General features: G+C 30.6%; 16 protein-coding genes. 15 read left to right on the top strand and 1 reads right to left on the bottom strand.

All coding sequences use genetic code 11. The annotated features are described in order from the left end of the window. Positions 1–49: 49 nt before the first annotated feature. From KA830_RS09345 to holA, 13 genes are all read left to right on the top strand, one after another. Positions 50–736: a 5'-methylthioadenosine/adenosylhomocysteine nucleosidase gene (locus KA830_RS09345; RefSeq protein WP_064208885.1), complete on the top strand. Its 687-nt coding sequence runs from the start codon at positions 50–52 to the stop codon at positions 734–736. An 18-nt stretch (positions 737–754) separates the two neighbouring features. Continuing rightward, the gene (locus KA830_RS09340) at positions 755–1282 is read left to right on the top strand and encodes a YqeG family HAD IIIA-type phosphatase (protein ID WP_046208122.1); all 528 of its coding nucleotides are present in this window, start codon (positions 755–757) and stop codon (positions 1280–1282) included. Positions 1283–1291: 9 nt separating this feature from the next. Continuing rightward, positions 1292–2389 (top strand): ribosome biogenesis GTPase YqeH, encoded by a 1098-nt coding sequence (gene yqeH, locus KA830_RS09335; RefSeq protein WP_406992545.1) that lies wholly within the window; start codon positions 1292–1294, stop codon positions 2387–2389. 12 nt (positions 2390–2401) lie between these two features. Beyond that, a complete protein-coding gene (aroE, locus tag KA830_RS09330; protein ID WP_204180117.1) occupies positions 2402–3199 on the top strand; it encodes a shikimate dehydrogenase in 798 nt (265 codons plus the stop codon). A 12-nt stretch (positions 3200–3211) separates the two neighbouring features. After that, positions 3212–3502, top strand: a complete 291-nt coding sequence (gene yhbY / locus KA830_RS09325) for a ribosome assembly RNA-binding protein YhbY (protein ID WP_204180118.1) — start codon at positions 3212–3214, stop codon at positions 3500–3502. Continuing rightward, positions 3502–4074: a nicotinate (nicotinamide) nucleotide adenylyltransferase gene (nadD, locus tag KA830_RS09320; protein ID WP_046208126.1), complete on the top strand. Its 573-nt coding sequence runs from the start codon at positions 3502–3504 to the stop codon at positions 4072–4074. The genes yhbY and nadD overlap by 1 nt, the downstream gene beginning before the upstream one ends. Further along, positions 4064–4648, top strand: coding sequence for a bis(5'-nucleosyl)-tetraphosphatase (symmetrical) YqeK (yqeK, locus tag KA830_RS09315; RefSeq protein ID WP_204180119.1), 585 nt, complete (start codon positions 4064–4066; stop codon positions 4646–4648). The genes nadD and yqeK overlap by 11 nt, the downstream gene beginning before the upstream one ends. Continuing rightward, positions 4649–5002 carry a ribosome silencing factor gene (gene rsfS, locus KA830_RS09310; RefSeq protein ID WP_046208128.1) on the top strand — a complete coding sequence of 118 codons (354 nt, stop codon included), beginning with the start codon at positions 4649–4651 and terminating at the stop codon, positions 5000–5002. A 2-nt stretch (positions 5003–5004) separates the two neighbouring features. Then, positions 5005–5724: a class I SAM-dependent DNA methyltransferase gene (locus KA830_RS09305; RefSeq protein WP_107365392.1), complete on the top strand. Its 720-nt coding sequence runs from the start codon at positions 5005–5007 to the stop codon at positions 5722–5724. 48 nt (positions 5725–5772) lie between these two features. Beyond that, positions 5773–6477, top strand: a complete 705-nt coding sequence (locus KA830_RS09300; protein WP_245337234.1) for a helix-hairpin-helix domain-containing protein — start codon at positions 5773–5775, stop codon at positions 6475–6477. A 79-nt stretch (positions 6478–6556) separates the two neighbouring features. Next, positions 6557–7018 (top strand): ComE operon protein 2, encoded by a 462-nt coding sequence (locus tag KA830_RS09295; RefSeq protein ID WP_046208130.1) that lies wholly within the window; start codon positions 6557–6559, stop codon positions 7016–7018. A gap of 131 nt (positions 7019–7149) precedes the next feature. Beyond that, positions 7150–9057, top strand: coding sequence for a ComEC/Rec2 family competence protein (locus KA830_RS09290; RefSeq protein WP_245337233.1), 1908 nt, complete (start codon positions 7150–7152; stop codon positions 9055–9057). 256 nt (positions 9058–9313) lie between these two features. Further along, complete coding sequence (gene holA, locus KA830_RS09285) at positions 9314–10288, top strand: DNA polymerase III subunit delta (RefSeq protein WP_046208131.1); 975 nt, start codon at positions 9314–9316, stop codon at positions 10286–10288. Positions 10289–10513: 225 nt separating this feature from the next. Here holA and rpsT read toward each other — a convergent pair whose 3' ends face one another. Continuing rightward, positions 10514–10765 (bottom strand): 30S ribosomal protein S20, encoded by a 252-nt coding sequence (gene rpsT, locus KA830_RS09280; protein WP_046208132.1) that lies wholly within the window; start codon positions 10763–10765, stop codon positions 10514–10516. A gap of 319 nt (positions 10766–11084) precedes the next feature. On the opposite strand from rpsT, the gene lepA reads away from it, so the two are divergent. Both lepA and hemW read left to right on the top strand, forming a co-directional pair. Next, a complete protein-coding gene (gene lepA / locus KA830_RS09275) occupies positions 11085–12908 on the top strand; it encodes a translation elongation factor 4 (protein WP_204180120.1) in 1824 nt (607 codons plus the stop codon). Positions 12909–13008: 100 nt separating this feature from the next. Next, the gene (hemW, locus tag KA830_RS09270) at positions 13009–14133 is read left to right on the top strand and encodes a radical SAM family heme chaperone HemW (RefSeq protein ID WP_107526301.1); all 1125 of its coding nucleotides are present in this window, start codon (positions 13009–13011) and stop codon (positions 14131–14133) included. Positions 14134–14138 lie beyond the last annotated feature (5 nt).

Raw genomic sequence — 14138 nt, 5'->3', positions numbered from 1 at the left:
AATGTGGTAGAATAACTAAGGTTAGGATTTTAAATTGAGGTGAAAAACGATGATCGGTATTATAGGAGCTATGGAAGAAGAAGTAGCAATCTTAAAAGATAAACTTGTTGACTTTGAAGAGATTAATATTGCACATGTATATTTTTATAAAGGGTATATAAATGATAAAGCAGTCGTATTAACTCAAAGTGGTATTGGTAAAGTGAATGTTGCAATTTCAACAGCATTATTAATTGAAAAGTTCAAACCTGATTTAATTATAAATACTGGTTCTGCAGGAGCATTGGATAAATCATTAAACGTAGGAGATATCGTGATAAGTGATATGGTTGCTTATCATGATGCTGATGCTAGAGCATTTGGTTATCAATTAGGACAAATTCCACAAATGCCAGCGCAATTCGTAGCAGATAAATCATTGATTGATAAAGCGACACAAGTAATTACTAATCAACAGTTAACTGCAAAGACAGGCTTGATTGTAAGCGGTGATAGTTTTATTGGAACAAAAGACCAACGAATGAAAATTAAAACAAATTTCCCTCAAGCGATGGCTGCAGAAATGGAAGCAACTGCAATTGCTCAGACTTGCTATCAATTTAATTTACCATTTATTATCACGCGCGCAATTTCAGATTTAGCTGATGGCGACGCAGGTATCACATTTGATGAATTTTTAACAAAAGCAGCAAAGTCTTCTAGTACAATGGTAGAAAATTTAATAAAAAAAATATAAAAAAGGTGAATAGAAATAATGGGTATAATAAAGAAATACTTTATGCCAAATGAATATGTACAGTCAATTTTTCAAATTGATATAGATAAGCTTGCAGAATCTGGCGTAAAAGGTATCGTTACTGATTTAGACAATACACTAGTAGGATGGGATGTAGCCGATCCTACTGAAGCGGTTAAAACATGGTTTGAAGAAGCAAGACAAAAAGGGATTACAATTACAATTGTGTCTAACAATAATGAAAAAAGAGTCGGTAGTTTTTCAAAATCATTAAAAGTAGATTATATTTTTAAAGCTAAAAAACCTAGAGGACGTGCGTTTGATCGTGCAATGCATTCTATGAATTTAAATCCATCAGAGATTGTAGTGATTGGTGATCAAATGTTAACGGATGTATTTGGTGGGAATAGACGCGGTTTATTTACTATTATGGTAGTACCTGTTAAACAAACGGATGGTTTTATTACTAAATTTAATCGCCTTATTGAACGCAGATTATTACAACATTTTAGAAAAAAAGGATATATAAAATGGGAGGAAAATTGATTGAGTGAAGTGGATGTATTGAAATGTATAGGGTGTGGTGCACCATTACAATCTGAAGATTCTGATGCACCTGGTTATGTTCCGGAACATAATTTATTTCGTGAAGATGTTGTATGTAAAAGATGTTTTAGATTAAAGAATTACAACGAGGTACAAGATGTAGGTTTAGATAGTGATGACTTTTTAAATTTACTTAACGGTCTAGCAGATAAAAAAGGAATAATAGTAAATGTTGTAGATGTTTTTGATTTTGAAGGATCATTTATTAATGCAATCAAACGTATTGTTGGCAACAAAAAAATTATTCTCGTAGCTAATAAAATAGATCTACTGCCAAAACAAATAAATAAACGTCGTGTAAAAGAGTGGTTGAAGAAATCAGCCAAAAAATATGGACTTGATGCCGAAGACGTAGTACTTATTTCTGCTGACAAAAATGAAGGTATTGAAAATCTATTAACTTCTATTAACAATATTAGAAATGATGAGGATGTATATATAGTAGGAACTACAAATGTAGGTAAATCAACCCTAATTAACAAATTAATAGAACGCAGTGTAGGAGAAAAAGATGTTGTTACTACTTCAAGATTTCCTGGCACAACATTGGACATGATTGATATTCCACTTGATGAAACAACATTTATGTATGATACACCAGGAATTATTCAAGCGCACCAAATGACACATTTAGTATCTGAACATGAACTTAAAACAATTATGCCAAAAAAAGAAATTAAACAACGTGTGTACCAACTTAACGAAGGACAAACATTATTTTTCGGTGGACTCGCACGTATAGACTATATAAGTGGTGGTAAAAGACCGTTAGTCTGTTACTTTTCTAATGATTTAAATATTCATCGAACAAAAACAGAAAAGGCTAATGAATTATGGCGAAATCAATTAGGATCTGTATTAGCACCACCGCATAACCCTGAAAATTTTGATTTGAGTAATGTTAAAGCCGTAAGATTAGAAACAGGTAAAGAAAAACGTGACGTGATGATTTCGGGATTAGGTTTTATCACAATTGATGTAGGTGCAAAAGTAATTGTACGCGTGCCAAAAAATGTTGATGTTATTTTAAGAAATTCAATTATGTAAGGTGTGAAGAGTATGAAATATGCAGTAATAGGCCACCCTATCGATCATTCTTTATCTCCAGTGATGCATAATGCCAATTTTGAAACTTTAAATTGCAATGCAACATATGAAGCGATTAATATTCCTGAAGATAAATTCAACCAAATAAGAGAAATTATTTCAGATAAAGCACTCTCAGGTTTCAATGTAACAATTCCTCATAAGGAACGCATTATACCTTTTTTAGATGAAATTGACGAACAATCTGAAACTGTAGGTGCTGTGAATACAGTTAAAATAGAAGACGGCAAATGGACTGGTTATAATACAGACGGCATCGGCTACGTTAAAGGATTACAACGCGTGTACCCAGATTTAAAACAGGCTTATATTTTAATATTAGGTGCAGGCGGTGCTAGTAAAGGTATTGCGAATGAATTAACCAAATATGTACAACCGAAACTTACTATAGCCAACAGATCTTTAGACAGGTTTGATCAATGGAGTTTGAATGTAAATAAAATCCGCTTATCAGATGCTGAATTAGCTTTATCTGAATTCGACATTATTATAAATACGACACCAGCAGGGATGAATACAAATCAAGAAATACCAATTAGTTTGAAAAATTTGGACCCGGAAACTTTAGTAAGTGATATTGTGTATGTACCCTTTAAAACACCCATTTTAGAACAAGCTGAAGCCCAAGGTAACCCAATTTATAATGGTTTGGATATGTTTGTTTATCAAGGTGCAGAAAGTTTTAAGATTTGGACAGGTACAGAACCAGACGTGGAAGTTATGAAACGCACAGTATTAGATTATTTATAAAAGGAGCATTTTATGTTAACAGGTAAACAGAAAAGATTTTTGAGAAGTAAAGCACATAATATTGATCCAACTTTCCAAATCGGAAAAGCAGGTGTTGGTGAAAATATGATAGAACAATTAAAAGATATTTTAGAAAATAGAGAATTAATTAAAATTCATGTATTACAAAACAACTTTGAAGATAAAAATGACTTAGCACGAACTTTAAGCGATGCAACTCATAGTGAAATTGTTCAAGTAATCGGGTCTATGATTGTCTTGTATAAAGAATCACATGATAATAAACAAATTCAATTACCATAATGTCTAAAACGATAGTCTTATATGGTGGGCAGTTTAACCCGATTCATACGGCTCACATGGTTGTTGCTAGTGAAGTGAATCATGTTATTAAACCAGATTTGTTTTACTTTATTCCAAGTTATATGTCGCCGCTCAAAGCGCATGATGATTACTTAGATGCAGCATATAGAATCGATATGATTCGGTGTGCAATTAACGAACTAGGGTTTGGCTTTGTTTATTTAGATGAAGTAGAACGCAAGGGACAAAGTTACACATATCTCACAATTAAACACATTTTAGAAAAGCATCCTAATGCACAACTATATTTTGTTATAGGGACCGACCAATATATACAATTGGAAAAATGGTATGAGATTGATAAATTGAAATCGATGGTAACCTTTGTAATTGTGAATCGTGGAAAAGCAAAGCAAGAAGTTTCAAATAATATGATTGCAATTAATATTCCACGCATAGATATAAGTTCAACGCTGATTAGGGATAGAGTGAAACAACAGGGAAATATTCATACGCTTGTTCCTCAAAGTGTAGAAAAATATATCAGAGAGGAAGGATTATATGAAATTTGATGAAGCAGTCTCGTTAGTAAAAGATAAATTACCGGAGAAAAGATTTAATCATTCACTAAGAGTAGCAGAAACGGCTGTTAAATTAGCTGAATTATATGATGGGGATAAAGATAAAGCAGAACTTGCAGGTATCTTACATGACTATAGTAAATATGATGATTTAGGATCTATGTATCAGATTGTTAGACAAAATGATTTAGATAGTAACTTGTTGAGCTATGGATCAGAAATCTTACACGGCCCAGTCTGTGCAGTTATAATGGAACAAAAATTCGATGTGAACGACGAAGAAGTTTTGCTTGCCATTAAAAATCATACTACTGGTCGTGCTCAAATGACTAAAACAGAAAAATTAGTTTTTATTGCAGATTATATTGAACCTGGTCGTCAAACCCCAGGCGTTGAAGAAATTCGAGATTTAGCATACAATCAAGGTAGCTTAGATAAAACCATTTATGAAATATCTAAGCGAACTGTTTTATATTTAATCACGCAAGATATTACCGTTTATGATGCCACGATTGCCTGCTTGAATTATTACAATTATAGTAACGAAAGAGTAAAGGATGATTAAATGAAATCAGATCAATTATTAAATTTAGCTGTCAATGCAACTGAGAATAAAAAAGCAGAAGATATAATTTCTTTAAATATGCAAGGTATTAGCGATATGACCGATTATTTTATCGTATGCCACGGCAATAATGAAAGACAAGTACAATCCATCGCACGCGCAGTAAAAGATGCTGCTAACGAAGCGGAAATTGAAGTGAAACGAATGGAAGGTTTTAATGAAGCAAGATGGATTTTAATTGACTTGGCCAATGTAGTCGTACACGTATTCCATAAAGATGAACGTGATTATTATAACTTGGAGAAATTATATCGTGATGCACCTTTAGAATCTTATGGACAGGCAGTTTATTAATAATGGTTCAATATGAAGAAATGAGCTATTACTATGATCAATTAACTTTAGATCAGCCTTACGAATCATGGCTTGATATTGTAGAATTTTATGCTAAAAATAAATCAACCATCTTGGATATAGGTTGTGGTACAGGCAGTTTCACCTCGAAATTAAATGATTTTGATTATATAACTGGTATGGATTTAAGTGTTGATATGCTTTCGATAGCGATGCAAAAATCTAGTGAAGTAAATTGGATTGAAGGCGATATGACTGATTTCGACCTAAACCAACAATTTGATGTAATAACTATTTTTTGTGATTCTTTAAATTATTTAACAGAATATGAAGATGTGTTGTCCACTTTTCAGCAAGTATATCATCATTTAGAGCCGAATGAAGGTATATTTATGTTTGATGTGCATACAGAACATAAAATGAATACTTTATTCAATAATCAAAGTTATATTGATGAAACTGAAAATGTATTTTTAGCTTGGGAAGCTGTTCGCGGGGAAGAACCATTAAGCGTATGGCATGATATGACGTTTTTTATAAAACAAGATGATAAGCATTATAAGAGATTTGATGAGTCACATTATCAAAAGACTTATTCAAAAGATGTTTACACTAAAATGTTAGAATCATGTGGCTTTAAAAATATAACAACATTCGTTGATTTTGAAATCAATAACCATAATCAAAAAGGAGAGCGCTTGTTCTTCGTTGTAAAAAAATAAAAAGTAAAATCACTCCTTTATGCGTGTAAAGTATAAAGGAGTGATTTTTTGTTACCATTATGGGAATTATTCAAAGAAAGATTCAGTCGATGTAATTTAAAAATAAAGGCCTGTGTTATGCTAATTATAATAGTGATTGCAGTGCTAACACTATCATTTTTGATGAATCGTGGTGTTGATCAAATCAAGCAAAATGATGAATCTGCACTAATTGAAACATCTGACCATAATCAATCATTACCACATGTGAAAAGTGAACGGTCATCTAAAAAAACTACTGCAAAAAGCAATAATGATAGTAAAGATTCATTTGTTTATGTTGATATTAAAGGTGCAGTAAAACATCCTAATGTTTATAAAATGAGCAGTAATGATAGAATTAAACAGTTGTTGGACAAAGCTATTGCTACAGAACGTGCTGATTTAACGAACATTAACTTATCCGAACGATTAATCGATCAAAAAATGATATATGTTCCAGAAAAAGGGGAACAAACTAATAATCCATTGAATAAAAATAAAACTGTTACAAATTTATCAGAAAATAAGGATGCTGATGTAGTAAAAGTAAATATAAATACTGCAACAGAAAGCGAACTCACAACGATACCAGGGATAGGAAAGGTTAAAGCCAAATCTATCATTGAGTATCGTGAGCAGAATGGAAATTTTAAATCTATTGATGAGTTAAAAGAAATTAATGGTTTCGGTGCTAAAACGATAGAAAAATTAAGTTCACATTTAACAATGTAAAATTTTGTTGTATTTTTCTAAAAGCGATATAATCTATAATAAACATATTAAAGAATACATAAATTGGAGGCTAAGTATCATGGATCGTATTAAATGGGAAGAATACTTTATGGCGCAAAGTCACTTATTAGCATTGCGTTCTACATGTCAAAGACTATCTGTAGGGGCAACGATTGTAAAGGATAATAGAATTATAGCAGGAGGGTATAATGGTTCTGTGTCTGGCGAAGTACATTGTATTGATGAAGGATGTCTATTAGAAGATGGTCATTGTATTCGTACGATTCACGCAGAAATGAATGCTTTATTACAATGCGCAAAACAAGGGGTGTCAACAGAGGACGCAACGATTTATGTTACTCATTTCCCTTGTTTAAATTGCACCAAGTCTATTATTCAAGCAGGTATTAAAACAATTTATTATGCTGAAGATTACCATAATCATCATTATGCTTTAGAATTGTTAAAACAATCAGGTATTGTGTATAAAAAAATTCCATTTAATCAAGAACATGTAGCACAATATTTAATAAATAAATAAAATTGATTTATTATGCTTTAGCTTATTTAGCTGGTAACTTATTACTTTTTAATAAAGTTTTATCTCTTATTTTAATATTGGGCCTATTTATTATAATGAAAAGAAAAAGATTTAATGTAATTCATTTTATAATGGTTGCCATCATATCTTTAAGTAGTTATATGATGTTTCAAAATGATTTAAAATTAGAAAAAAATAACCATGCTTTACTTTTGAACAAAGCATTTCAAGGAGAAGCAAAGTTAATTACAAAACCAATTTTGGAGCATCATAAACTTAAAGGTAAGATTGAAATAAATAAAAAACATTATACTTACGTTTATAATTTACAAACATCAAAAAATATAGATTTAAAAAAAGTTTCTGCTTTTTTATTACAAAAAACCTGTAAAGTCAATGGGAAATTTAATACTTTAAAAAACGAACCAAATTCCAATCTTATTTTTATGATTCAAAATATTCATCTTTCAAGTTGTAAAACTAACAATAATAACTTTACTGATATTTTAAATAAACATAAAGCATTGATTTACGAAAGAATGCAACAATGGAAAATAATTTCACCTGAAAAAACGATTGCATTTATAACAGGTGATACATCACTTATGAATAAAGATGAATTAGATAGAATAAAAGAAATTGGCATAGCGCATCTTCTGGCTATTAGCGGGACACATATTGCTATTATTATTACAATTATATGCTATATACTTAACAGATTAAAATGCCCATTGTTTTTAATTAAAATAATATTAATCATATTATTACCTATCTATTGCATGTATACAAACATGTCGGCAAGTGCCGTCAGAGCAATATTAATGAGTTTGATAATAATCATTTTTCCAAAATACATTATAAAGCATTCAATGAACGTTTTAGCTTTTTTATTTATTTGCTTAACAATTTTAACCCCCTCGTTAATTTATCATATCGGATTTCAACTTTCGTTTTTAATTACTTTTTCAATCCTTTTTGCCAGCCCATTACTAAAGAATTTAGGTATCTTTAAATCTTTATGCGCTATCACATGGATAGCACAATTAAGTTCATTTATTTTAAGTTGTATCCATTTTCACCAAATTCAATGGATTGGCTTGATATCTAATATCTTTTTTGTTCCATTTTATTCTTTCATACTATTTCCTTTTGTTATTTTTCTTACTTTTATAATACATTTACCATTCAAACCTATTATTATAACCAATTTATATAACTTATTAATTATTTTTCATGATAAAATGGTTGAAGTTTTTGATAAACTCAACTTTTTCAAATGGTATATTCCTACATTAAATAATCTTCAAATAGCTATAATAACTATCGTTGCATTTTTGACCTTAGTTCTATTCGTTCATAAATGCTATAAACTAATGTCAATTACTTTAATTACTTTGTATATTGTCTCTACAATGCTACCTCAAGTGCATGCATATCAACTTACTATGTTGGATGTAGGGCAAGGGGACTCACTTTTATTTGAAACTCAATACCACGAATCACTATTAATCGACACGGGTGGTAACTTTAATTCGAAACAAAAAGTTGCGAATCATAATATTTCTAGATATCATATCTTATCAACTTTAAAACGACATAATGTAAAAGAACTTGATTACGTTATAATTACTCATCCTCATCTAGATCATATGGGTGAACTAAGTTATTTAATTAAACAACTCAAAATTAAAAGTATCATTATCAATGCTAATAGTTTTAAAATGAAAGAATTAAATCTTTTAAAAGTGAAATGTATAAAAAAAGGCATAAAGTTAATAGATTTTAAAAATAAATCACAATTTTTTATGAATAAAGCGAAACTTAATCTGTTAGATGCTACTATTCCTAACTCTAATAATTTAAATGAACAATCAATTATAATATTGATACAGTACAATAGTTATAAAATATTACTGATGGGTGATGCTACAAATCATAACGAAGAGAAATTGATACATAAATATCATTTATCCAATGTTAATATTTTAAAAATTGGTCATCATGGTAGTCGTACGAGTACAAGTAACAGTTTATTGTAATCAATTAGACCAAAAATAGCTCTAATTTCGGTAGGAGAAAAAAATAAATATGGTCTTCCTAATCGTCAAATTATTGATAGATTAAGATATAATAATATTAAAGTTTTTCAAACAAATGTAAATGGAGAAGTGAACATTTTATTTAAAGATCAAATAGAAATAAAATCTCAATACCATTGAAATTTTTTAGTTAGTGAGAAACTATTAGGCGTGTTATAATTACAAAATGTGTAATAGAATTGAAAGGGTGCCGAGAATGAGTAGCAATATAATAACGATATATGGTGAAGTACCTGAATTAATTGAAAAAAAAGCTTCTGAAGTTATTGAACAATATTTAGATGCACCAAAAGATGAATTCAACTTCGTTAAATATAACTTATATGAAAATGATTTAGCTCCAATTATTGAAGAAACGCTTACCATGCCATTTTTCTCTAATAAAAAAGCTGTTCTAGTACAAAATGCATATGTTTTTACTGGTGAGAAACCGCCTAAAGAATTAAATCATAACATTGATCAACTGATAGAATTTATAGAAAAATATGATGGTGACACTTTAATATTGTTTGAAGTTAATCATTCTAAATTAGATGAGAGAAAAAAAGTTGTTAAATCATTGAAAAAACATGCGCAAATTAAAAAGATAGAACAAATGTCAGAAGAAGAAATAAAACATTGGATAAAAAGTCAACTGCATGAGAATTATAAAGATATTAAGCAAGATGCGCTTGATTTAGTTATTGAATTAACAGGAGTTAATTTTAATGTTGTTAAGCAAGAGATAGAAAAACTCATTTTATTTTTGGGTGATAGAACGACTATTAATAAAGATGATGTTCATCAAATTGTAAATAGAAGTCTAGAACAAAATGTTTTTTTGCTCACTGAATATATACAAAAAAATAAAAAATCAAAAGCCATTCAACTAGTTAAAGACTTAATAGCAATGAAAGAGGAGCCTATAAAATTATTAGCACTGATTACAAGTAATTATCGACTTTTTTATCAAAGTAAAATATTGGGACAAAAAGGATATAGTGGCCAACAAATTGCTAAAACAATCAACGTTCATCCCTATAGGGTGAAGTTAGCTTTAAACCAAGCAAGGCATTATGAATTAGAAAGTTTATTAAATATTATTGATAATTGCGCAGAAACAGATTATAAATTAAAGTCATCTTATATGGATAAACACCTTATCCTCGAATTGTTTATTTTGTCCTTATAAATGTGAAGCTTTTTGTTTTCGTCTAGTCATTTCACTGGATAGATTTCTGTAGATGAATTATAAAGCATGTTGATAGTTATGATGCTAAAACTAATAAATATTAAAGTTGTAAAAAAGCCCAGAAATGATTTCTCTTATTATAAATCATTTCTGGGCTAATCTTATGTAGCAGGTCGCATGAAATATTGAAATAAAAAAAGTTCAAGCGTAGGCTTGAACTTTAGTTTATTTAGCAGCTGTCATTAAAGAAGATTTAATTCTAGCAGCTTTGTTAGAATGTATTAAGTTGCGTTGCGCAGCTTTATCTACTTTTTTCAATGCAAAGCTAATTAATTCAGCTTTGTTGTCAGCGTTAGTGTCAATTGCTGTATGAGCTCTTTTCACAGCTGTACGCATTGCATTTTTTTGTGAAATATTACGTTCCTCAGTTACACGAGTAGTATTAACACGTTTAATTGCAGATTTAATGTTTGGCATGTCTGTCACCTCCTAAAAGTGTGATCTTCGCTATCAAAAATTAATTTGATTACAACAAGAAATATTTTATCAAAACAACCAAGTTTCTGCAATCATTTATTTATAATAAGGCGCGTAAACTCGCGATAAATGATACAATAATAATTATAACAAGAAAAGATATTAGTAAAAATAGTAACATAAGCGACGAAAGATAAACATAAATTCAAATTTTACTATTAATTTTATCAAGTTTGCAATTAGTAGATAAAAACGTTATTATATCAAAGAATGTCATACATATTACGGGCTAGAATTATGAAAGTGAGACTGATAATACATGGATAAAGAAAATCGTTTAAACAAGCGTGAAAATATAAGAAACTTTTCTATTATTGCACATATTGATCATGGAAAATCTACATTAGCAGATAGAATTTTGGAAAATACTAAATCTGTTGAATCACGTGAAATGCAATCACAGTTATTGGATTCCATGGATTTAGAGAGAGAACGTGGTATAACAATAAAATTAAATGCGGTACGTTTAAAATATGATGCAAAAGATGGTGAGACTTATACGTTTCATTTAATTGATACACCTGGACACGTAGATTTTACATATGAAGTTTCAAGATCATTAGCTGCATGTGAAGGCGCTATATTAGTAGTAGATGCTGCACAAGGCATAGAGGCCCAAACATTAGCCAATGTTTATTTGGCATTAGACAACGATTTAGAGTTATTACCAGTTGTGAATAAAATAGATTTACCAGCAGCGGAACCTGAACGTGTAAAGCAAGAAGTAGAAGATGTCATAGGACTAGATAAAGATGATGTTGTATTAGCTAGTGCAAAATCAAATATTGGTATTGATGATATATTAGAAAAAATTGTAGAAGTCGTGCCACCACCACAAGGAGATCCAGACGAACCATTAAAAGCATTGATTTTCGATTCAGAATATGATCCCTACAGAGGGGTTATTTCATCAATTAGAATTGTTGAAGGTACTTTGAAAACGGGTGATGAAATAAAAATGATGGCTACAGGAAAATCTTTTGAAGTTACAGAAGTAGGCATCAATACACCAAAACAATTACCAGTTAGCGAGCTAACTGTTGGAGATGTTGGTTATGTCATTGCTAGTATCAAAAATGTAGATGATTCACGTGTCGGGGATACAATTACCCATATACACCGTCCAGCAGCTGAGCCGTTAAAAGGATATAAGAAAATGAACCCAATGGTTTTCTGCGGTTTATTCCCTATAGACAATAAAGACTATAACGATTTACGTGAAGCATTAGAGAAGTTACAGTTGAATGATGCTTCATTAGAATTTGAACCTGAGTCTTCTCAAGCATTAGGTTTTGGATACAGAACAGGTTTTTTAGGCATGTTGCACATGGAAATTATCCAAGAACGTATTGAACGTGAATTTGGAATAGAATTAATCGCTACAGCCCCATCTGTAATTTATGAATGTATTCTTAAAAATGGTGATGAAATCTCAGTCGATAATCCAGCGCATATGCCTGAAAGAGATCAAATTGATACGATTTATGAACCTTTTGTAAGAGCGACAATGATGGTACCAAACGATTATGTGGGGGCAGTTATGGAATTGTGTCAACGTAAGCGTGGCCAATTTATTAATATGGAGTATTTAGATGATATACGCGTCAATATTATCTATGAACTGCCTTTATCTGAAGTAGTGTTTGATTTCTTTGATCAGCTAAAATCAAATACAAAAGGTTATGCTTCTTTTGACTATGAATTTATTGATAATAAAGAAAGCGACTTAGTTAAAATGGATATATTACTAAATGGAGAGAAAGTAGATGCACTTAGCTTTATTGTTCATAAAGACTTCGCATATGAAAGAGGGAAAGCGTTAGTTGAAAAGCTTAAAACGCTAATACCTAGACAACAGTTTGAAGTACCGGTACAAGCAGCAGTTGGACAAAAAATAGTTGCTCGTACAAATATAAAATCAATGGGTAAAAACGTTTTATCTAAGTGTTATGGTGGCGATATTAGTCGTAAAAGAAAATTATTAGAAAAGCAAAAAGCTGGTAAGGCAAAAATGAAAGCAGTGGGTAATGTTGAAATACCACAAGATGCTTTCCTTGCAGTGCTTAAGATGGACGAAGATTAATATGATTTTTTAAACATTGGGGCCTTAAATCCATTCGATTTATGGCCCAGTTTTTGTTATATGAATCTATTTTATTTAACGAAAGAAGGTCATTTCAAAAATGGAAGTGAAAAGTGCTTATATCCATATCCCTTTCTGTGTCAAAATTTGTACTTATTGCGATTTCAATAAATACTTTATACAAAATCAACCAGTGGATCAATATTTAGATTGCTTAATTAACGAAATGAAACAGAGCGAAGTTAGATCTTTAGAAACCGTTTTTGTGGGTGGTGGGACACCTACCGCTTTATCATATGAGCAACTGAAAAAACTATTAACTGCAATTACAGATATTTTTGAAATTAAAGGTGAATTTAGTTTTGAAGCCAATCCGGACGAACTAACTTTAGCCAAAGTACAACTTTTAAGAGATTATGGTGTAAATAGATTATCGATGGGCGTTCAAACATTCAAACCCGAATTACTAGCGATATTAGGACGTTCTCATAAGACAGAGGACATTTATAGAGCAGTGAACAATGCAAGGAAAGTTGGTATACCTTCTATAAGTTTAGATTTAATGTATCATCTACCCCAGCAAAGCCTAGAAGATTTTCAAGAAAGTTTAGAAAAAGCGTTAGCGATGGATATTGATCATATTTCAAGTTATGGATTGATTTTAGAGCCAAAAACTCAATTCTATAATATGTACCGTAAAGGTCAATTGAAAATTCCAAACGAAGATGTTGGTGAAGAAATGTACGAATATTTATTAAAGCGAATGCACGAGACTGAATTACACCAATATGAGATTTCAAATTTTGGTAAAAAAGGACATGAATCAGAGCATAATAAAGTATATTGGAAAAACGAAGGCTATTATGGATTTGGCGCAGGGGCAAGTGGTTATGTAAATGGCGAGCGATATAATAATGTAAACCCTGTGAATCATTATATAAATAAGATACAAAATAAGGAAAGGCCCGTTCTTGACTCAGTTTATCCAACAGAAAGTGAACAAATGGAAGAGGAAATGTTTCTAGGTTTAAGAATGAATCAAGGCGTTAGTAGAAAACGGTTCGAACAAAAATTTAATAAAACAATTGATGATGTTTATAACGACACAATCAAAGATTTAAAGCAACGAGAATTAATTAATGATACTGGCGGATATATTTCTTTAACAGAGAGAGGTAAAGTAATTGGAAATCTAGTATTTGAGTCGTTTTTACTAAATGTTTAATTTTT

The organism is Staphylococcus sp. GDY8P119P (assembly GCF_017892075.1).
Taxonomy (GTDB): Bacteria; Bacillota; Bacilli; order Staphylococcales; family Staphylococcaceae; genus Staphylococcus; species Staphylococcus ureilyticus.
This window is presented reverse-complemented; position numbering and strand designations above follow the sequence as displayed.

Bases quoted from the DNA above. Each gene is read 5' to 3' on its own strand.
- rsfS (WP_046208128.1), top strand. From the start codon at position 4,649: ATGAAATCAGATCAATTATTAAATTTAGCTGTCAATGCAACTGAGAAT.
- lepA (WP_204180120.1), top strand. From the start codon at position 11,085: ATGGATAAAGAAAATCGTTTAAACAAGCGTGAAAATATAAGAAACTTT.
- KA830_RS09290 (WP_245337233.1), top strand. From the start codon at position 7,150: ATGGTTGCCATCATATCTTTAAGTAGTTATATGATGTTTCAAAATGAT.
- nadD (WP_046208126.1), top strand. From the start codon at position 3,502: ATGTCTAAAACGATAGTCTTATATGGTGGGCAGTTTAACCCGATTCAT.
- aroE (WP_204180117.1), top strand. From the start codon at position 2,402: ATGAAATATGCAGTAATAGGCCACCCTATCGATCATTCTTTATCTCCA.
- KA830_RS09295 (WP_046208130.1), top strand. From the start codon at position 6,557: ATGGATCGTATTAAATGGGAAGAATACTTTATGGCGCAAAGTCACTTA.
- yqeK (WP_204180119.1), top strand. From the start codon at position 4,064: ATGAAATTTGATGAAGCAGTCTCGTTAGTAAAAGATAAATTACCGGAG.
- KA830_RS09340 (WP_046208122.1), top strand. From the start codon at position 755: ATGGGTATAATAAAGAAATACTTTATGCCAAATGAATATGTACAGTCA.
- holA (WP_046208131.1), top strand. From the start codon at position 9,314: ATGAGTAGCAATATAATAACGATATATGGTGAAGTACCTGAATTAATT.
- rpsT (WP_046208132.1), bottom strand. From the start codon at position 10,765: ATGCCAAACATTAAATCTGCAATTAAACGTGTTAATACTACTCGTGTA.
- KA830_RS09305 (WP_107365392.1), top strand. From the start codon at position 5,005: ATGGTTCAATATGAAGAAATGAGCTATTACTATGATCAATTAACTTTA.
- hemW (WP_107526301.1), top strand. From the start codon at position 13,009: ATGGAAGTGAAAAGTGCTTATATCCATATCCCTTTCTGTGTCAAAATT.
- yhbY (WP_204180118.1), top strand. From the start codon at position 3,212: ATGTTAACAGGTAAACAGAAAAGATTTTTGAGAAGTAAAGCACATAAT.
- KA830_RS09345 (WP_064208885.1), top strand. From the start codon at position 50: ATGATCGGTATTATAGGAGCTATGGAAGAAGAAGTAGCAATCTTAAAA.